At 54.4% G+C, this 17,511-nt stretch carries 19 protein-coding genes; 16 read left to right on the top strand and 3 right to left on the bottom strand.

The genetic code is table 11. The features are described 5' to 3' along the window. Positions 1-167: 167 nt before the first annotated feature. The gene (locus BOA8489_RS10610; protein ID WP_093973989.1) at positions 168-968 is read right to left on the bottom strand and encodes a transferrin-binding protein-like solute binding protein; all 801 of its coding nucleotides are present in this window, start codon (positions 966-968) and stop codon (positions 168-170) included. A 492-nt stretch (positions 969-1,460) separates the two neighbouring features. Here BOA8489_RS10610 and BOA8489_RS10615 point away from each other — a divergent pair, with 492 nt between their 5' ends. The 3 genes from BOA8489_RS10615 to BOA8489_RS21080 all read left to right on the top strand — a co-directional run bounded on the left by BOA8489_RS10615 (position 1,461) and on the right by BOA8489_RS21080 (position 2,756). Then, positions 1,461-1,835: a hypothetical protein gene (locus BOA8489_RS10615; RefSeq protein ID WP_093973990.1), complete on the top strand. Its 375-nt coding sequence runs from the start codon at positions 1,461-1,463 to the stop codon at positions 1,833-1,835. 3 nt (positions 1,836-1,838) lie between these two features. After that, positions 1,839-2,105, top strand: a complete 267-nt coding sequence (locus tag BOA8489_RS10620; RefSeq protein WP_093973991.1) for a hypothetical protein — start codon at positions 1,839-1,841, stop codon at positions 2,103-2,105. A 426-nt stretch (positions 2,106-2,531) separates the two neighbouring features. Next, positions 2,532-2,756: a DUF4326 domain-containing protein gene (locus tag BOA8489_RS21080; RefSeq protein ID WP_093974028.1), complete on the top strand. Its 225-nt coding sequence runs from the start codon at positions 2,532-2,534 to the stop codon at positions 2,754-2,756. Here BOA8489_RS21080 and BOA8489_RS10630 read toward each other — a convergent pair. After that, positions 2,743-3,996, bottom strand: coding sequence for a tyrosine-type recombinase/integrase (locus BOA8489_RS10630; protein ID WP_093973992.1), 1,254 nt, complete (start codon positions 3,994-3,996; stop codon positions 2,743-2,745). The genes BOA8489_RS21080 and BOA8489_RS10630 overlap by 14 nt on opposite strands. Before the next feature lie 282 nt (positions 3,997-4,278). Between BOA8489_RS10630 and BOA8489_RS20770 the strand changes: the two genes are divergently transcribed. From BOA8489_RS20770 to BOA8489_RS10680, 11 genes are all read left to right on the top strand, one after another. Continuing rightward, positions 4,279-4,989, top strand: a complete 711-nt coding sequence (locus tag BOA8489_RS20770) for a tyrosine-type recombinase/integrase (protein WP_245813774.1) — start codon at positions 4,279-4,281, stop codon at positions 4,987-4,989. After that, positions 4,971-5,480: a tyrosine-type recombinase/integrase gene (locus BOA8489_RS20775; RefSeq protein ID WP_245813776.1), complete on the top strand. Its 510-nt coding sequence runs from the start codon at positions 4,971-4,973 to the stop codon at positions 5,478-5,480. Before BOA8489_RS20770 ends, BOA8489_RS20775 begins: the two co-directional genes overlap by 19 nt. After that, positions 5,477-6,436 (top strand): hypothetical protein, encoded by a 960-nt coding sequence (locus BOA8489_RS10640; protein WP_093973993.1) that lies wholly within the window; start codon positions 5,477-5,479, stop codon positions 6,434-6,436. Before BOA8489_RS20775 ends, BOA8489_RS10640 begins: the two co-directional genes overlap by 4 nt. Positions 6,437-6,649: 213 nt before the next feature. Further along, the gene (locus tag BOA8489_RS10645; RefSeq protein WP_093973994.1) at positions 6,650-6,859 is read left to right on the top strand and encodes a MerR family transcriptional regulator; all 210 of its coding nucleotides are present in this window, start codon (positions 6,650-6,652) and stop codon (positions 6,857-6,859) included. Between the two features lie 183 nt (positions 6,860-7,042). Beyond that, complete coding sequence (locus tag BOA8489_RS10650) at positions 7,043-7,501, top strand: helix-turn-helix domain-containing protein (protein ID WP_093974029.1); 459 nt, start codon at positions 7,043-7,045, stop codon at positions 7,499-7,501. A gap of 85 nt (positions 7,502-7,586) precedes the next feature. Continuing rightward, on the top strand, positions 7,587-8,228 hold the full coding sequence (locus BOA8489_RS10655) for a hypothetical protein (protein WP_141138273.1): 642 nt from the start codon (positions 7,587-7,589) through the stop codon (positions 8,226-8,228). Positions 8,229-9,024: 796 nt separating this feature from the next. Then, the gene (gene phnD / locus BOA8489_RS10660; protein WP_370807165.1) at positions 9,025-9,990 is read left to right on the top strand and encodes a phosphate/phosphite/phosphonate ABC transporter substrate-binding protein; all 966 of its coding nucleotides are present in this window, start codon (positions 9,025-9,027) and stop codon (positions 9,988-9,990) included. Between the two features lie 67 nt (positions 9,991-10,057). Continuing rightward, a complete protein-coding gene (phnC, locus tag BOA8489_RS10665; RefSeq protein WP_093973997.1) occupies positions 10,058-10,861 on the top strand; it encodes a phosphonate ABC transporter ATP-binding protein in 804 nt (267 codons plus the stop codon). Next, entirely contained in the window at positions 10,858-11,679 is an 822-nt protein-coding gene (phnE, locus tag BOA8489_RS10670) for a phosphonate ABC transporter, permease protein PhnE (RefSeq protein WP_093973998.1), read from the top strand. The genes phnC and phnE (BOA8489_RS10670) overlap by 4 nt, the downstream gene beginning before the upstream one ends. Beyond that, on the top strand, positions 11,679-12,494 hold the full coding sequence (phnE, locus tag BOA8489_RS10675) for a phosphonate ABC transporter, permease protein PhnE (protein WP_093973999.1): 816 nt from the start codon (positions 11,679-11,681) through the stop codon (positions 12,492-12,494). The genes phnE (BOA8489_RS10670) and phnE (BOA8489_RS10675) overlap by 1 nt, the downstream gene beginning before the upstream one ends. Next, on the top strand, positions 12,401-13,384 hold the full coding sequence (locus tag BOA8489_RS10680; protein ID WP_306345760.1) for an HAD-IIA family hydrolase: 984 nt from the start codon (positions 12,401-12,403) through the stop codon (positions 13,382-13,384). The genes phnE (BOA8489_RS10675) and BOA8489_RS10680 overlap by 94 nt, the downstream gene beginning before the upstream one ends. 548 nt (positions 13,385-13,932) lie before the next feature. Here BOA8489_RS10680 and BOA8489_RS10685 read toward each other — a convergent pair. Continuing rightward, positions 13,933-15,537 (bottom strand): winged helix-turn-helix domain-containing tetratricopeptide repeat protein, encoded by a 1,605-nt coding sequence (locus tag BOA8489_RS10685; RefSeq protein ID WP_093974001.1) that lies wholly within the window; start codon positions 15,535-15,537, stop codon positions 13,933-13,935. A 137-nt stretch (positions 15,538-15,674) separates the two neighbouring features. Between BOA8489_RS10685 and BOA8489_RS10690 the strand changes: the two genes are divergently transcribed. Further along, positions 15,675-16,109 (top strand): carboxymuconolactone decarboxylase family protein, encoded by a 435-nt coding sequence (locus BOA8489_RS10690; RefSeq protein ID WP_176440270.1) that lies wholly within the window; start codon positions 15,675-15,677, stop codon positions 16,107-16,109. Positions 16,110-16,196: 87 nt separating this feature from the next. Then, positions 16,197-17,108 carry an ankyrin repeat domain-containing protein gene (locus tag BOA8489_RS10695; protein ID WP_176440271.1) on the top strand — a complete coding sequence of 304 codons (912 nt, stop codon included), beginning with the start codon at positions 16,197-16,199 and terminating at the stop codon, positions 17,106-17,108. The last annotated feature ends 403 nt before the right edge of the window (positions 17,109-17,511 follow it).

Here is a 17,511-nt window from a genome sequence, read left to right on the forward strand (position 1 = left end):
ATCATTTTAGGTGTGTAATATTTAGTATTACATATCGACCTCTAAAGCAGGAAACCGGAAGAGTAATAGTGTAGGAAAAGTCTGGTTAGCCGCTCGTAATTACCAATGGTCGATATCAAGTTTGCAGAGCTAGTGTCGGTCGCTCCAGATGCACCAAGAGATGTTCCCTATTTGCCGATGAAAGAACCGACTAGCGCAACATCGGTTTCGGGAGAGGCATCCACCCCGGCGGTGTGAGCATGATCCTCATTTAGAACAACCACTCCTCCAATTTCAGCGCCGTTGGGACCGAAGAGATTTCCTTCAAATGTGCCGCTTAGTCGGTCATCGGCGGAAAGCAAGGCTAAGCTCGCTGAGGCAGTTCCAGAAAAACTTGTTCCTGTGAGTTGGCCAATTAGCTGAATATCTGAAAGGTTTGTGTCATATAGGTCGATACTAAGGTCTGGCTTTAGCGTTCCAATCATGCTTCCGCTGCTTGGGGCAAGCCTAATCTCTGTGGTACCATCGCAGCAATATAAGAATAGGTCTTGGCTTGATTTGTTCAGGTAGACTAGTTGTCCGTTCCATACCCCTTTGTAGGTAACGTATGATGGCGTTGGCAGACTGTCAGATCGTTCGCCAAAAACGTAGAACTCTTGTCCGACTTGGCTGCTGCTCCCTCCACATCCCCAAGGGGTACAACTGGTAATGTCAACGTCGATCAGCCTCACGTCTGCAAGGCTAACATGTTGCCATAGAGCATCGCCCTCTCCACTTGGCACGTACGTGTAATAGGGCACCGCTGGCCCGCCCTCATCGGAAATATCTGGAGCATCTTCTAGGCGACCAGCTACTGCATTTCCTGCCAAAAACCTATATCGGTTTTCGATATCTGCCGTATCTTCGTACACTATTGTACCATCAGGCGAGTAACGGACGGGCGCAATCTGCGGATCACCATCGAACACGTTGGCCGCGTAGAAAGCCATTCGACGCCCCCCCGGTTCAGCATCGTCGACTACACTGAAAAGCAAGAGCTCAGGACCAGCTGGCGGTTCTGGGGAGGTAGGCGGTTGGTCCGAAGGAAGGGGCTGGGAAGGCAAATTTCCGCCTCCACCGCAGGCAGCCAAAATCAGAAGCGCCAACAAAGTAAGCTTTGAAGTCATACTAAATCCCTTCCGGTGATTTAATGTAGAGTAGAAGTTTCTATCTGTATTGATTCTGATCAAGCCCAATTCACAAAAATCCCCGCCACAATGGGGAGCGCGACGGGGTGTATGCGGCGGATTTTCAGTGAATCAATCCGTAGCTTGCCAAGAAGAGTAGTGGATTTCGAGAAGCTTATTTAGATAAGAATATCGATTAAGCGACTAAGGTTATTTATTAATAATTAAACCGCTAGATAATGTGAGGCCCTTCTGTTAAATCAGTAGGGTCTTTTTTATGTCTACCTGCGACAGTGGGCTTATTTGGAGGATATAATGGCTAAGAAATCAGAAGAACGCGACTGGGCTGATATTATCAGTGAGGTTCGCAGCAAGGCGAAGTCGGAAGCGGAAGAGGCTGCTGAAGAGATTAAGACTAAAATGAAAGAGTTGGTGGAAAAGGTACGTGCTGCTAACTTTCATGATGAAGCAGAAGAGTTCTTGGCTAAGGTACGCAAGCTTGCTGAAGACTTCTCTAAGTCAGAGGATGGACCTATAAAGTCTAAGACTGGCACCAGAAAAAGTGATCACAGGTACCGCGACGACAGCGGCAATCTCTACAAGCGTCCTCCCCGCGCTGAAGGTAAGCAGTGGACAGAGGCTCAGAAGAAGAAGTTTCGGGAGAACTTTATCAGCTGGAGTAGCGAGTAACTAATGTCAGACGACTACATCCACACTGAAGACCCCGGCTTTGAAGACTTCGTTAAACGAGAGCTTGATGGTTTGGCGTTACGTGCTGATGAGCATGGTATTTGCTTAGACTGCCTAACAGACAGAGTAATCGTGGAAATGGTGGCCAGTCTCACCCGTGCAGGCATCTCAGCTAGAGATATTCTCAGCATGGTGCTGGATGGAATAGACTTGGCACAATTTCCATTAGACGAAGACGAAGGGGACGGACCTGCAAGACGGATGCACTGACCCTATCGACTGTCCGTTACATAATGGAACTGCCTGCATAACTAACTACGTCAGTGGTTTCAGTGGGCTATGGATATATCAACCGGGGCAGGAGCCAACTGAGATTACGGAGGATTGAGCGATGCCACGAACGAAGAGCTTGGCCTTGAGCTTTTTACTTTTCACGATGGCGTGCGAAGGGAACGAACCCGAGACAAGGCATGTAACCCATTACAATCAGAACGGCGAGGTTGTGTTTGAGGGCGAAGTCAATACTGGGGCGCGAGTCAGAGCCGCTAATAACAGAGACCTCGCTTTGACCCTTGGGTGGTGCTTTTTGACGGTTGGTTTAGGGTGCGGAGGTCAGTTGCGATAGACCGCATCCGATCAACATGAAACTCATTCTTGCAGTCATATTCACTCTGTCTGCTACCACTGCCTTTGCCGATGGCCGTTATCAACTTGTTCCTGTGGTCGGCAAATTCTCAACAGAAGTCTGGATTATTGACACCAAGACAGGGGCAACTCGCTTATGTTCGTCCCAAGCACGGGCTGAAGAGGCGGCTCAAAGATGGGGAACTGAAGGGAAAGCTACTCGTGTGTTGGTGTTGTCCTGATGCCTGCCACGGTGACGTTCTGCTCGAAAGGGCAGTGATCCTTATCGGTAGCTAACCTTGTCCAGAGCATCCTTCACAGCACTGAACTCAACCCCATTGGAATAGACGCCATAGGTCATGGTTTGGATCTCGTGGCCTATCAAAGGTGCAGCATGGCTTTCGGGTACTCCAGCGGTCTGTAACTGACTGGCAATTGTGTTTCTCCAGCTATGGAAGACGTGACGGGGGCCATAACCAAGCTTGTTCTTCAGTCTGCCAAACCGTTTCCCGATAGCATTGGACCGATCTCCGTATTTGTTCTGTGATAGTCCAGAGATCAGGAAACCATCCTTGGACGTGTCTTTGAGACGTGTGACCAACTGAGCGATGTCTCTGTGGATCGGAACAACGCGGTTGCCAGCACTGGTCTTGGCGTCTGCAATGGTGAAGCGGTCGGTATCTACATCATCACAGCGTAAGGAACACAATTCCTCAATTCTCATGCCTGTGTGAGCACCAACCCTAATCAAGTCGGACAGCAACTCATCATCAACTGGAACAGCATTCAGGAGCTTGTGGTAGTCCTGTACAGTGTAGGCAAGGCGTCCCTTGGGCTTTGCTGCTGCTTTGGTCTTACGCTCTCTCACAACGCCTCTGAACGGGTCTATGGACCGATCCACACCTTTACGGTCTTGGAGCCATTGCCAGTAGTTGCGGATGCCAGCCAGCTTTCGTTTGCATGTAGTGGCCGAGTTACCCTGCTTTGCCTTTAGACCGTCTTCTACCCACGCGTACACAGCATCCCATTTGACTTCATCGGCGTACTGAAACCGTTGCAGGAACTCTCTGACGTCTGCCAGCATCATATCCCGGTACTTGTCGGTGTATTCGTCTAACGTGGCTTTCCAGCTATCGAAGTGCTCAGCCAGTAGGATGCGACCCTTGAAGACCACTGCATAGGCATCCTCTAGGTCTTGGTAGCGGTTGGGCTTATTGGGTTCGTTTCTCGCGTAGCTACCCTCAGTAACGAGGATGTCGTCTGCAAGCTCTCTGGCATCAGCTTCGGAATACTCATCCACACCGCGACGGAAATCAGCAACGGTAGCTTCAACGCTTTCGACACCACTTCGGGCAAGTTCGATTTCCCGTTTCCACTGAGCGATAAGGGGCAGGGCGCGTAGTTCGGCTTCGGATTGGCTCTCTGTTTTGAGGGATTGCTTAAACCTAGCCCTGCCATTGAACTTGGGGCGTAGAGCCTTTGGTATGTCCAAGACAGCGTGCCACGTCCTGTAGTGTCGCTTGATGTATCGGGGCATGGTTCGAAACCCACCTCTGAAATGCTGCTTCCACCCCGGTCTACCACCCCGGTCTAAAGCTGTATACCCCTTATTTATATGGTTTATTGAGGAAATGAACTCTGTGTCAGAAAATCCCACCTCCTCCGCCAGTACTCAATTTCATCTGTTTCTATTGAGTGGAGATTAGGCGCGTTAACGCCTTATTTCGTTGAAATAAACGCGGATTGGGCATTTCACTGGCTTTCATTCAATTGTATCTGTATGCTTTCCTTGGGTGGTATGGAAAGTGGTATTTATTGAATGGCCCTCACCGGGAAGCTGACGAAAAAGCTGGTCGAGACTCTTGGTCCTGGTCGTCATGGCGATGGGGGCGGGCTCTACCTTGTTGTTGATTCCACCAAAAGTATGGCTCGTCGCTGGATCGTTCGCGTCACGGTAAAAGGTCAGAAAAACCGGAAGGGAGCACCATTACGCACGGACTTCGGTCTGGGTGGGGCGGATGTAGTCACTCTGAACCAAGCGCGGGAGCGGGCACTAGAGTATCGCCGGATGGCGAAGCAGGGGCTTAACCCTCGCTTCAACGGCAGGCAGGAAATCCCGACATTCGAGGAAGTCTCGCAGCAGGTGTTTATCGAGCGGCTTCCGACCTGGAAGAACGCCAAACATGGGCAGCAATGGATCAACACACTCCGAGACTATGCATTCCCCAAGATTGGCCGGATGCCGATTGATAGTATTGGCCAGCCCGAAGTGCTCATGTGCTTGTCGCCCATCTGGACGGAGAAGCACGAAACGGCGCGGCGGCTGGCGCAGCGGATCAAGACTGTTCTGGATGTGGCGAAGTCTAAGGGATTTCGGTCAGGTGAGAATCCGGTGACGGCCATTAAAGACGCTAAAGTTTTGCCGACCGTTCGGGCGAAGGTGCAGCACCACGACGCGATGCCTTGGCGGGAGGTGCCTGCCTTCTATGCCAGTCTTGTCCCACAACGGCGATGGCGGCGAAGGCGCTGAGGTTCACGATATTGACCGCAAGCCGTACGTCTGAAGTTCTGGAGATGAAGTGGCCGGAAGTGGACTTTGACGCTGAGCTTTGGACGGTGCCCGCGGAACGTATGAAAGGCGGAAAGGCGCATAGGGTTCCTCTGACAGACGAGATGCTGGCAATTCTTGAACCTCTCAGAGCCCTGCAATCTGAGTATGTATTTGAAGGGCAGAAACGTCATCGGCCGCTATCAAATATGTCCATGTTGATGCTGTTGCGTCGGATGAGCGCCGATGGCTTCACCGTGCATGGATTTCGGAGCAGTTTTCGGGACTGGGCGGCGGAGGTAGCGAACGCCCCACGTGAGGTTGCGGAGGCTGCATTGGCGCATCAAGTTGGGTCGGATGTGGAACGGGCTTATGCAAGGTCAGATTTGCTTGAGCGGAGGCGGGCGCTCGCAAGCGAATGGGCTAGTCATCTCGAAGCGAGCAAGCCAAGTTTATTGGGAGCGAATTCATGAAGAAAAGCACCTTTTCCGGCCTAGACTATTGGCGTCTGGCTGACGAACTATCAGTGATAGATGCCTCGTTTCTCACAATGCTCGCTGACCCAGGTCATTTCGCCCTACAAGATCCTAGAAATCCCGGGAACAGTATTATCTTTCAAATCGCTGGCTGGTCGGACAGTCAACTTGACCGTGCCGGGGAGGACGATGAAGGGCGCATTCTAGTGGATGGCTCGAAATTCAGGGCGGTTTTCAAAGCTTTGAGAAACGCAATACTCGCAAACAAACTGCAAGCAAAGATCACCAACTGGGCGAGGCACCCCGAGCGGGAGTACTATGGTGATTACACTGGCGAAATTCCCGCGGAAACAGATGAAGACACAAGGAACTACGGTTTTGCTCTTTCGCGAGGAATACCAACTGTCTTCAGCAATGCTGATAGCATAACGGACTTGTCCAAAGACCCCTGGGATCGGAAGTTGTTCATCTTGAAAGAGCCCGACTGGGGTAACACCACAGTTGAAGTCGATGAGCTGAAGTATTGGTTTTTGGCGCGAGGAGTAGCGCCTCACTTCTTCTTTCCTGAAGGGGTCGCAGAGAGTTTTCGGGACAGATCTCACCCGCGATTCTCACCAAAGCTCGCGACGGCGCTTGCTGCTTGGGAGGCTGTGAGAAGGCCCTCGAAAAATAAGAGCGTCAAACAGTCGCTGGTCGATTGGATTATCAGCAACGGGGTCGGATATGGCCTCGGAAACGCCGATGGTGTCGTAACTCCCACCGCCGCTGATGAAATAGCAAAGATTGCAAATTGGCAAACGTCAGGCGGCGCTACACCAACATACGTGGAAGACGTCGACAATGTTGAAGCCGCAAGCAAAGGAATTCAGAACTTCGAGCAGGTGATAGACCCGCATGCGGAACCATTTCATGACGAGCATGAAGCCGAAAAGGACAGCGAGATACCATTCTAATACCTAGGTAAGCTCTACCTGGGTATAGTGTATAACTATTTGACAACATTTGCTTAATGCAATCGACGTTCCGTCAAGAGGCTAAAATCTCCTCGTTTCCAACGCGCTTTTGCATTCAAGTTATGGGCCAGTTTTCTTAACTTGTGCGGGTATCCGTAGGAAGTAATTCCGAACATCTATGCGCCATCGCAACCAATCCGAAAGGACGCGCCGATGGCAAACATCTTCGACAACAACCGAACCTACATTCTTGGTGACCCTGAACTTCACCTTTTGGGCACCCGAGAAAAACTCGCGCAATGGCGGCACCGCATGGTCGGGCCACCTTGGGTCAAGATAGGCCGCAAAGTCGCCTATCTGGGCACTGACCTGAACAATTGGTTGGCGGCTCAGCGCACCGATCCCAGCAACGAGGCCGCATAATGAAAAACCCCAACTCCGCTCGCGGGGCCGGGGCTTTTCGAGTGACATCAGATGACACCCTCACAAGTCCATCTCATGCCACAGAATGCCTCTTCCCAACAAGGAAAAATGACCGGCGCTATTTCTGGTCGAAACACACGAATGCCTATGAACGGCTCACGATCCGCAAAGGGAGAATTGAGCATGAGTAGGAGCACACAGAAACCAAAAGAGCAGTACGTCCCGCTGGGCTATCCGTTCCTCAAATCACCGGCCTGGCGGTCCCTCTCTGGGGCCGCCGTCAAAGTCTGGCTGGAGCTTCACACGCGGTATCATGGTGGCAACAACGGCCGGCTGTTCCTGTCACTCAATGAGGCGAAGGACGCGCTTGGGATGGGCAAGAGTTCGGTCCAGCGGGCCTTCAGGGAATTGGAGGTCAAGGGCTTCATCGTCATGGAAAAGGAGGGCAGCTGGTATCACCGTCAAGCGCATGAGTGGCGTCTGACGACCAAGTCGATGCAGACAGTCAGGGGGAAGCAAGCTGCAACGAATGACTGGCGCGATTGGCGACCTCCAAAAACAAAACACGGTCCCAAAACGGACCCGTCAGCCTCTCTGGTGGTCCCGTTTGAGGACCCAAGGCGGCGTCATGGTCCCGTTTGAGGACCCGTCAGAGCCATTTCGGGCCGATCCTTCGGTCCTGATACGGGACACTAATACTAACCACTCCCTGTTAAGCGAGGCAGACATGAGCAAGAGCAGTAACAAGACGGATGCAAAGAGGACGTCGAGGACGAAGCCACCCCAAACCGAGGTTGTCGACAGTGAGGCGATTGAGCGTTTGGTTGCGAAGAAGTCAAAGCGTGTGCCCGGTCCAAAATTGAAGTTGGATTACGATGAAGAGGCCAGGAGTTTGGTCATCCATGTGGACCACGAAGACGAGGCCGCTGGGATTGCCCGTTCGATGCTAGAGTTGGGCATTACAGACGATCGGGTGTTTGACGGCTTTCTCAGCCATATGGCCGCGCTTGGTGAGAATGGTCAGGTCGCCTCGGAGCGCGCCACCAACTTTGCGCTTGGCTTTGTTGCGTCAATTGAGCCGCGCGATGAAGTCGAGGCCATGTTAGCGGCTCAGATGGCGGCCACCCATCAGGCGTCTATGATGATGGCCCGGCGCCTCAACCATGTCACCAACATTCCTCAGCAGGATGCGGCGGAGCGTGCCTTCAACAAGCTGGCGCGGACCTACACAACACAGATGGATGCTCTGAAGCGATACAGGGCGAAGGCCCAGCAGACCGTTCGCGTTGAGCGAGTAACCGTCAACGAAGGTGGGCAGGCGATTGTTGGCTCCGTGAACCATGAGGGGGGAGGGGATGGCAAAAAGTGACGATAACCCCATGAGCCCTGTTCAGCGCCTCAGAAACGCGCCCAGATGCCACGCGATGGCTAAGCGGACCGGTAAGCGCTGCATGTGCCCTGCAGTTCGCGGGTGGGCTGTGTGTCGCGTACACGGCGCAGGAGGCGGCCATAGAGAGGGTCCAAGCCATCCTCGTTGGGCGCATGGTGGGAGATCGCAAGAGACCGTCCAGGCGAGGCGGCTGGCCAGCGTGTTGGCGCGTTTGTCCAATGAGCTTGAGTGATTGAACTGCGTAGATGCAGAAATGAACGGTAAACCCAAGAGCGGTCATTGGTGCACAGCGCAGCGAATGACTGTTTTGAGCCCAAAGCGACGAATGCTGCACTGAGCGCAAGTGTCCTTTACTCAATCTCTGGATGAAGCCGTCAGCGGCGCAAAAGAAATGTCGAATTTGGCTGAAATCGCCAAATACCTGACTACGAAAGACTACTCAAACGAACGCGTTGGGCGTGGCTGAATCATAATAAGCCGGCATTGAGGGTCTTTGAAAACCAAAATTCATTCACGACGAAGAGTCTGCAGCTCAAATGTGGGGAAATGGATGGGAGACAGGGTCTTCGCCCAAGACTTAGTATATTGCTTTGGCTCTCAAGAGTACGGCTGGCAACAGTCAGGCGGCACAAATGCTAAACATTACGCCGCAGCGTTATTGCACCGATAACAAGGTATCATGCGTCGCCTTTTCGTGTGAAAGCCAAGAAATTGCTTCCTGAATCAACTGCTCCCCGCTAGCGTTGGGATCTGGGAGGAACAATAAATGAAAATAATGAATACACTTATGTCGGGCGTCGCTTTTGCTTTTGTCGTCGCTCTGGCCGGCCCTGCTGCCGCACAGGATTGCCCCCGCGGCACTCTAGACGAGCGTTTTTGTGACGTTGACGGTGACCTTGTCGCTGACACACCAACTGACCCAGCCGATCTGGTCGACCCGGACACGCTTATCTTTGCCTATACACCCGTTGAAGACCCGGCTGTCTACAAGACTGCATGGTCTGATTTTCTGACCCACCTAGAAGCGGAAACCGGGAAGTCGGTCGTCTTCTTCCCGGTTCAGAACAATGCAGCTCAGATCGAAGCCATGCGCTCGGGTCGTCTGCACATCGCAGGCTTCAACACCGGATCGAACCCGCTGGCGGTCAACTGCGCGGGCTTCAACCCGTTCACCATCATGGCGTCCAAAGATGGCAACTTCGGCTATGAAATGGAAATCATCACATATCCGGGGTCTGGCATCGAGAAAGTTGAAGATATCAAAGGCAAACAACTCGCTTTCACTTCGCCAACATCGAACTCCGGCTTCAAAGCGCCAAGCGCGATCTTGAAGGGTGATTTCGATCTCTTGCCTGAGCGCGATTTCGAGCCGGTCTATTCCGGCAAGCACGATAACTCGATCCTGGGTGTCGCCAATAAGGACTACATGGCGGCCTCTATCGCGAACTCGGTGAAGTCACGGATGATCAGCCGCGATGTGATTAAGGAAGAGGACGTGGTTGTCATCTACAAATCGCAAACTTTCCCGACCACAGGTTTCGGCACCGCGCACAACCTGACACCCGAGTTGAAAGAGAAGATCCGCAACGCGTTCTTCAACTTCGAATGGGAAGGCACTTCGCTGCAGGCCGAATTCGAGAAGTCGAACGAAGGACAGTTCCTTGAGATGAACTACAAGGACTTCTGGGACGTGATCCGCAAGATCGACACGGCCAATGGCGTCAGCTACGCCTGCGAGTAATTCTTGACTGGGCGGGCCTTCGGGTCCGCCTTTTCCAACAAAAATGACCTGAGGTGGGGAGGCTTTCATGCTGCGGCTTGAGAAGCTCGTGAAAACGTACAAAACAGGCGATCAGGCCTTGAAAGCCGTGGATCTGGACATCCCGGAGGGTCAGGTGCTGGCTCTGATCGGCCCATCGGGAGCCGGTAAATCCACCCTCATTCGCTGCATCAACCGGTTGGTCGAACCGACGTCGGGTAAGGTCTATCTGGGCGATGTAGAACTCACCGGTCTTTCCACAGGCGCTTTGCGCCGCGAACGTCGCCGGATGGGGATGATTTTTCAGGAGTACGCGTTGGTGGAACGTTTGTCCGTTATGGAAAACGTTCTGTCCGGGCGCCTTGGATATGTGGGCTTTTGGCGCAGCTTCCTGCGCCGCTTTCCGCAGTCGGACGTGGACGAAGCCTTTCGCCTACTCGACCGCGTGGGCCTCGCCCACATGGCCGACAAACGCGCAGATGAGCTCTCCGGCGGCCAGCGCCAACGCGTCGGTATCTGCCGCGCTCTTATCCAGAACCCCGCTGTCTTGCTAGTGGATGAGCCCACCGCTTCACTTGATCCCAAGACATCGCGCCAGATCATGCGTCTGATCTGTGAATTGTGCAAAGAACGCGGGCTTGCCGCGATCATCAACATCCACGACGTCGCACTTGCTCAGATGTTCGTGCAACGCGTTATCGGCCTTCGCTTTGGGGCGGTTGAATTCGACGGCCCGCCCGAAGGTTTGACACCCGACGTTCTTACGACAATTTATGGCGAAGAAGACTGGGAAGCGACCATTGAAGCCGTCGATGATGATGACGACAATGACCTCGAAGTGGCCGCCCTATGAGCGATATCGCCCTTGAAATCGAGACCCGCGTCGGCACTCGCTGGAAGAAACCTCCCTTCGTTCAGCGCCCCTGGTTGCGCTGGGCGCTGATTTGGGGATTTGTCGTCTATCTCATCGCCGCCTACATGACGATCGACGTCAACTGGGCACGTGTCTACGAAGGCCTCGAGCGCGGAAAGCAATTCGTGCTCGCCTTCACCTCGCCGGACTTCACGTCACGCTCGGGCGACATTTACGAAGGCATGCTGGAAAGCATTATCATGACCGTCGCGTCCTCGGTTGTGGGCATCGCCATCTCTATCCCCATTGCGCTTGGGGCCGCCCGCAACGTCGCCCCACTGCCGGTCTATTTGATCTGCCGTTCGATCATCGCAATCAGCCGCGCTCTGCAAGAGATCATCGTTGCCATTCTGCTTGTCGCAATCTTTGGTTTTGGTCCGCTCGCAGGCTTCCTGACCCTCAGCTTCGCCACTATTGGTTTCTTGTCGAAACTGCTGGCCGAAGACATTGAGAGCATGGATAAAGTCCAGGCCGAAGCGATAAAGGCCACCGGCGCGCGTTGGACCCAATGGATTAACTACGGTGTCCAGCCACAGGTCATGCCGCGCCTAATTGGCTTGTCGATGTATCGCCTCGACATCAACTTCCGCGAAAGCGCGATCCTCGGACTGGTCGGCGCAGGCGGCATTGGCGCCACCCTGAATACCGCCTTTGATCGCTATGAATACGACACGGCGGCGGCGATCCTGTTGATTATCATAGTGATCGTCATGGCGCTTGAATACCTCTCCGGCATCATTCGGGCGAGAGTACAATAATGCCTACGAAAAACGCAGGCGATCTGAAACTTTGGCAACGCCGCACCCAGCGCGAGAGTCTGTTTCATTGGATGCTCTGGCTAATTGGTATCGCGATATTTGCCTATTGCTGGCAACAAATCTCGGCATCGACAACGTGGTTCTTCGTCTGGGACGCACCACGCATCGCCACCGACATCTGGACCCGCGCCACTCCGCCACGATGGGAATATATTGCCCAATTGGGCAAGCCGGTCTGGGATACGCTGAATATTGCGACTCTGGGTACGATCTTCGCCCTTATCCTCGCAGTTCCGATCGCATTTCTTGCCGCGAGAAACACCACGCCGTCGCGTTTCATCATTCGCCCCATCGCTCTGTTGATCATCGTCTCAACGCGTTCGATCAACTCGCTGATCTGGGCGCTTTTGCTAATCGCCATCATCGGCCCCGGAGTTTTTGCAGGAGTCATCGCCATTGCGATCCGTTCTATCGGCTTTTGTGCCAAGCTGCTCTATGAGGCGATCGAGGAAATCGACGAAAGCCAGGTCGAGGCGATCAAGGCTACGGGCGCGTCTCGCTGGCAGGTCATGGCCTTTGGCATTGTCCCACAAATCATGCCGGCTTTCGCTGGGATTGCGGTCTTCCGATGGGATATCAACATTCGGGAATCCACTGTTTTGGGGCTGGTCGGGGCAGGCGGCATCGGCCTGCAGTTGTCCGCTTCTTTGAATGTGCTGGCATGGCCACAGGTGTCACTAATTCTTCTGGTCATTCTCTTGGCTGTCGTCATCTCGGAATGGGTCTCTGCCAAAGTCCGGGGCGCAATCATTTGATAATGCACGAAGCGTTTGCGGCCTACGAGGCAGTGCGCCATCGACTGCCTGTTTTAACCCGCCGGGCTGCCTGCCAGAAATTACCTAACCTTGACGCACTGGCAGACGATTTCGACGTGTTCCTGTTAGATGCATTCGGAGTGCTCAACATCGGCGAAACCGCCATCGAAGGCGTACCCGAGCGCGTTGCGCGACTACAAAAGGCCGGAAAACGCATCGTGGTCGTCTCAAACGCCGCCGGATATCCGCATTCCAATCTCATCAAGAAATATGCACGCCTAGGATATGATTTTGCTCCGGAAGACGTGATCACCAGCCGAAAAACGCTACTCCATACGCTGCGCAAAGAACCGCCTCTAAGATGGGGTCTCATGGCCAATGAAAGCTTGGGGAGAGAAGATATCGAGGCCTTTGACATGACTTATCTGGCCGAAGATTCTGGGCAGTACGACGCGGCTGAAGCCTTTGTCCTCTTAGGGTCCGCGGTCTGGACTGAGGCTCGTCAGTCTCTGCTTGAAGCCTCGCTCAGAAATGAACCACGTCCGGTTTATGTAGGCAATCCCGACATCGTGGCCCCTCGAGAATCTGGTTTTTCCACTGAGCCCGGCGCCTTCGCTCACCGACTTGCGGACGCCACCGGTGTTGAGCCGTGGTTTTTCGGAAAACCCTTTACCAATATCTTTGATCTGACCGTCGCGCATCTCGGTGAGGTAGACCCCGCTCGAACCGTGATGGTCGGCGATAGCCTACATACCGATATTCTGGGGGGTCAGGCGGCAGGGCTGAAGACTGCGTTGATCGCGAACTATGGATTTCTTGCAGGCCATGACGTGTCGATCTCAATAGCCATTTCAGGAATAGAGCCAGATTTCATTTTATCGCGACCATAAGCACGACTAATTTCTCGTGATCAGCTTTCGCAGCGGCGACCCTGTCGTTCCCAGTTCAACATGAGCTGTTTAGTGGCGGCGTGGCTTTTGCTTGTCTAACTCTGCGAAAGATTAATGCGAAAATATGTTCAGGTGCGTTTCGCGAATTCAAAAATGTGAAACGACTTAAGCCGCTTGCACGAAAGGCCGAGTTTGGGACCCGATTCAGTTGACATGAAAGGCCCCATTCCAATTCGTTCATCGCGCATTTGCGCGAATCCGGACGTTGGCGAAATTGCAGCGGAAGTACGCTTCGTCCCGCAAAGTGGTCATTGGGGCACGGTGCAACGAAAAACCGCTTCGAGCCCGAAGCCGTCACAACTTGCCGTGCCTTTTTCTGCAAGTGCATAGTCTCGTTGTGAAGAATGGACCTGGTTCAACTGCTATGCGCCCGGCAGTCTGCGCGTCGGTTCGATGTTGCCAAAGCTGCCTTTCGCTGACTGTGCAGCAATTGCAAAGCTGCTCCCAAATGTCCGGGTTCGGCACAAAGCCGAAGCGCTCAAAAGAACTTAGCCCTCTGGCAAACCAGATGCGCGCAAGTCGGACACCCATCGTTGATAGTAGTCCTCGTTGTTCATAACCCCGCGGACTCGGTCGGCGTGAGCACTAACGGTGAAATTCGGGTTTAGTTCAAGCAGCTGTTTGGCCGCATGTTGCGCCTCTTCCAGCTTGTTCTGGCAGACAAGGTTGACGATGAGGGCGCGGTAGTCCCATTCCCTGAGCCTTGCGCGTTTTCGGATCGCATGTTCGCCTTCGGAGCAACGCCCGGCAAACCAGTAGGCACGGGACAGGTTGTTGAAGTACCAGCCAGGAGTTATCGGGTTCACCTCGATTGCGCGCTCCATCAAGGCGATCGCTTCGTCGGTGCGATCAGTGTAGATCAAGGAGTCGTTTGCCACGGCCATCGCCGTGCTGCTGCTGGGATTCAGTTCGACCGCTGTCAAATACCTCACGATCGCCTGTTCGTGTTCGCCGGCGCTGAAATGCATGTCACCCCGGGCGATATGCGCGGCGTAGTAGGTCGGATCGATTGAGATCGCCATTTCTGCGTAGTCGACACCGCGCTTTAGCAACTCTTCGCGGGGCACGTCCGGATATACCCAGCCCTGAGTGATATCAGACCAAAGCACGGTCGCCATGCCAACGTAGCCGAAAGGCGCGTCTGGATCGGCAGCGATGGCCTGTTCGTAGAAGTCGATCGCCTGACGATATGAATCCGGCGTGCCCGTTTCGAAAGCCTCATTGCCGAGGAAGAAATAGTGCAACGCATTGACCTTCTGAGGATTGCCGGTCTCTGCTGGGCTCCAGGCCAGTTCGCGACCCAACTGGGTTGCGACACTACGCACGATCTCGGACTGGACGCCGAACAACTCACCAAGATCGGCGTTGAACTCGTCCGCCCAGATATGCGTGCCGTCGTGGCCGTTGATCAGCTGGACCGTGACCCTGAGCCGATCACCCGATTTCTGTTTGCTGCCCTCGACGATATAGTCTGCGTTCAGCTTCGACGCGATCTCGGCGATGTCCGTGGACTGGTCGCGGAAGCTGAAGCTTGAGTTGCGAGCTACTACCAGAAACTCGCGATAACTGGCCAGTTCGGTTATGACGCCCTCTGCAATGCCGTCTCCGAGCCAGCCCCGGTCGTCGCCCGAACTAAAGTCATCGAACGCCAGAACGGCGATCCTAGGGCTCGCGTTCGGGGTCGGTACGGGGCGAGTGAGAGTCCAAATGGCGCTAGCGGTAATAGCGATGACTGCCAGCACGGCTGCCACGATCACCGTTCTTCTCCGTTGTGTGACGGACGCTTCAGACACGGCGAGGCTGTAGCCCTTCCCGACGTGTGTTTTCAGATAGTTTTGGTCTTTGTCGCCGATCGCGCGGCGGATGTCTGCAATGCACTGGGTCAGGCTTTCCTCTGATACGGTCACTTCTGGCCAAACGGCGTCCATGATTTCGGATTTGCCGACGATCTGGCCGGGTCTTGCCGCCAGAAAGTCTAGCACTTCCGAGGACTTGTTGCGCAGTTCGACGCGGTTTCCGGCCTTGTCCCGCAAATCGCGAGAGTCGGGGTCAAATAATACCTCTCCCAGCCGGATTTCACGCCGATTTCGCATGATTTCACCTCGTTTTCAGGACGGAAGTGGCCACGATGCGCAGTTCTTGTCCATCCGCAGCAGAAATATGCACGCGGTCGGGCCGTTCATGCAAGCGCGGCTCAAAGCAACCACGGACCGTACAAAGGGAGATTATCATGAAGAGCATCATCAGTTTCGCTGCCGCCGTTACGCTGGCGCTACCGGCAGCCGCGCAGGAACAGACTGCCGCAAGCGTTCGCGCAGAGGCCTTGAACGCTTTCGGAGCCGCGCTGCCAGAGATCGAGAACTATCCCGATAGCATGCTTCCAGGCGCATGGGCCTGGATGAACGACGTCGAAGACGGCGAAGGCGCGCTCGACATGAAAACGATGCAGCTCATTGCGCTTGCCGTCGCCGCGCAAGTCCCATGTCAGTACTGTACGCACTATCACCGCGCGGCGGCGATGTCCTACGGGGCCACTGAGCAAGAGGTTGCTGAGGCCGCAGTAATCGCCGGATACGTGCGTCACTGGTCGGCCGTCCTCTACGGCACGGGCACCGACCTAGAGGCCTATACGAAGATGGTAGACGGACTCTTTGCCAGCCAGTGACACGCGTCGTGCATGTGTCCGGTCGGCCGAACGCTGTTGGCCTGTCACACGCCGATCCCTACCCTTCGAAAAGAAAGTGAGACACTCATGAGACTAATAGTCCTTATATACACAGTAGTCGTCCTGACCAGCACTTCGGTCTTCGCAGGACCGGTGTTTGATGCCGCCAAGAATGGAGACAGCGCAACGCTGGCCCGGCTCCTTGATGATGGCGCAGACGTCAATGAACCCAACATCATGCCTCCGCTACAGATCGCGGCCTTCCACGGCTACGTAGATGTGCTGAAACTGCTGATTGAACGAGGCGCCGACCTAGATGCGACAAGCACGATGCTGGGCACCGCGCTGCACGCTGCATCGCAAAAGGGCTATGCTGAGGCAATTGAGATCTTGATCAGGGCGGGCGCCGACCCAAATTCGAGGAACAAAGATCAGTTCACAGCGCTAATGATCGCCGCCATGCATGGCCATGCGCAAGCTGCCGACGCCCTGATAGGCGGTGCGGCAGATGTCGAGGCGATCGGGTTCGGTCGGACGAACGGCACAGGCGGGTATGGAAACGTCAACGCGCTGCACCTTGCCAAGACGAGCGGTCACGCAAAGGTAGTCGAGATGCTGGAAAAAGCCGGGGCCGCCGCCAAGCCGCCATTGGAGGTTGCCGCGTTGATCGCTGCTGCGGATGCCGATCTTGGCCGCGAGCTTGCGATGCAAAGATGTGGCCAATGCCACAGAATTGAGACCAAATCGGAGGTCATTACGGCAAACAATCAGGGCCTATCGCTCGTCGGTGTCTTTGGTCGCCAGATCGGTTCACGCGAGGAGTTTGAATACTCGGAAGCCATGAAAGAGACCGAGGGCGTTTGGACCGAGGAGTTGCTGTATTCCTTCGCGGTCGACGCCATGCTGACGATCCCGGGCACACGGATGCGTTGGCACGACGGCTGGACCGACGAAGAGGTCGCCCACATAGTAGCCTACTTCAAGTCGGTGGCCGAGTGACCTCCATACCCGAAGCAGATTTCGAAAGCATTAATTGAAGGCGGCGGCAATGGCGCGACCGAGAGGTGTAGTCCTAAAGCGCTGTGCCGCCTCCTGGCATGTTGTACCCGGAAGTCACCGAGCACCTCCCAGCTTAAGTGATACCGGTTGATTGGCCGCTTTTCTGGTTTCTGTGGGCTGGGTCTGCTTCTGAGTAGTGCGTCCGTTCCTACCCAGTTGCGTCGAACGTCGTGCTTGAAAAGCCGAGATTTCGCAACCGCAGCGAAAGTTCGCTTTGTCCTGTGTGGATGGCTCCTGCAAAGCAAGACGTTTTTTGCGAGTGGTTTCTGGTCAGAAGCGGTCTTGTGTCCGGCCTGTTTGCGCGGTGCATCTGACCGCTGGCCCTGATGGGTTCCGCGGATCG

Source organism: Boseongicola aestuarii (assembly GCF_900184815.1).
GTDB lineage: Bacteria > Pseudomonadota > Alphaproteobacteria > Rhodobacterales > Rhodobacteraceae > Boseongicola > Boseongicola aestuarii.

Coding starts and splice junctions, on each gene's coding strand:
- BOA8489_RS10690 (WP_176440270.1), top strand. CDS start 15,675: ATGAAGAGCATCATCAGTTTCGCTGCCGCCGTTACGCTGGCGCTACCG.
- BOA8489_RS20775 (WP_245813776.1), top strand. CDS start 4,971: ATGGCGGCGAAGGCGCTGAGGTTCACGATATTGACCGCAAGCCGTACG.
- phnC (WP_093973997.1), top strand. CDS start 10,058: ATGCTGCGGCTTGAGAAGCTCGTGAAAACGTACAAAACAGGCGATCAG.
- BOA8489_RS10620 (WP_093973991.1), top strand. CDS start 1,839: ATGTCAGACGACTACATCCACACTGAAGACCCCGGCTTTGAAGACTTC.
- BOA8489_RS21080 (WP_093974028.1), top strand. CDS start 2,532: ATGGCCGTTATCAACTTGTTCCTGTGGTCGGCAAATTCTCAACAGAAG.
- BOA8489_RS10695 (WP_176440271.1), top strand. CDS start 16,197: ATGAGACTAATAGTCCTTATATACACAGTAGTCGTCCTGACCAGCACT.
- phnE (WP_093973998.1), top strand. CDS start 10,858: ATGAGCGATATCGCCCTTGAAATCGAGACCCGCGTCGGCACTCGCTGG.
- BOA8489_RS10610 (WP_093973989.1), bottom strand. CDS start 968: ATGGCTTTCTACGCGGCCAACGTGTTCGATGGTGATCCGCAGATTGCG.
- BOA8489_RS10650 (WP_093974029.1), top strand. CDS start 7,043: ATGAGTAGGAGCACACAGAAACCAAAAGAGCAGTACGTCCCGCTGGGC.
- BOA8489_RS10630 (WP_093973992.1), bottom strand. CDS start 3,996: ATGCCCCGATACATCAAGCGACACTACAGGACGTGGCACGCTGTCTTG.
- BOA8489_RS20770 (WP_245813774.1), top strand. CDS start 4,279: ATGGCCCTCACCGGGAAGCTGACGAAAAAGCTGGTCGAGACTCTTGGT.
- BOA8489_RS10645 (WP_093973994.1), top strand. CDS start 6,650: ATGGCAAACATCTTCGACAACAACCGAACCTACATTCTTGGTGACCCT.
- BOA8489_RS10680 (WP_306345760.1), top strand. CDS start 12,401: ATGGCCACAGGTGTCACTAATTCTTCTGGTCATTCTCTTGGCTGTCGT.
- BOA8489_RS10615 (WP_093973990.1), top strand. CDS start 1,461: ATGGCTAAGAAATCAGAAGAACGCGACTGGGCTGATATTATCAGTGAG.
- phnD (WP_370807165.1), top strand. CDS start 9,025: ATGAATACACTTATGTCGGGCGTCGCTTTTGCTTTTGTCGTCGCTCTG.
- phnE (WP_093973999.1), top strand. CDS start 11,679: ATGCCTACGAAAAACGCAGGCGATCTGAAACTTTGGCAACGCCGCACC.
- BOA8489_RS10640 (WP_093973993.1), top strand. CDS start 5,477: ATGAAGAAAAGCACCTTTTCCGGCCTAGACTATTGGCGTCTGGCTGAC.
- BOA8489_RS10685 (WP_093974001.1), bottom strand. CDS start 15,537: ATGCGAAATCGGCGTGAAATCCGGCTGGGAGAGGTATTATTTGACCCC.
- BOA8489_RS10655 (WP_141138273.1), top strand. CDS start 7,587: ATGAGCAAGAGCAGTAACAAGACGGATGCAAAGAGGACGTCGAGGACG.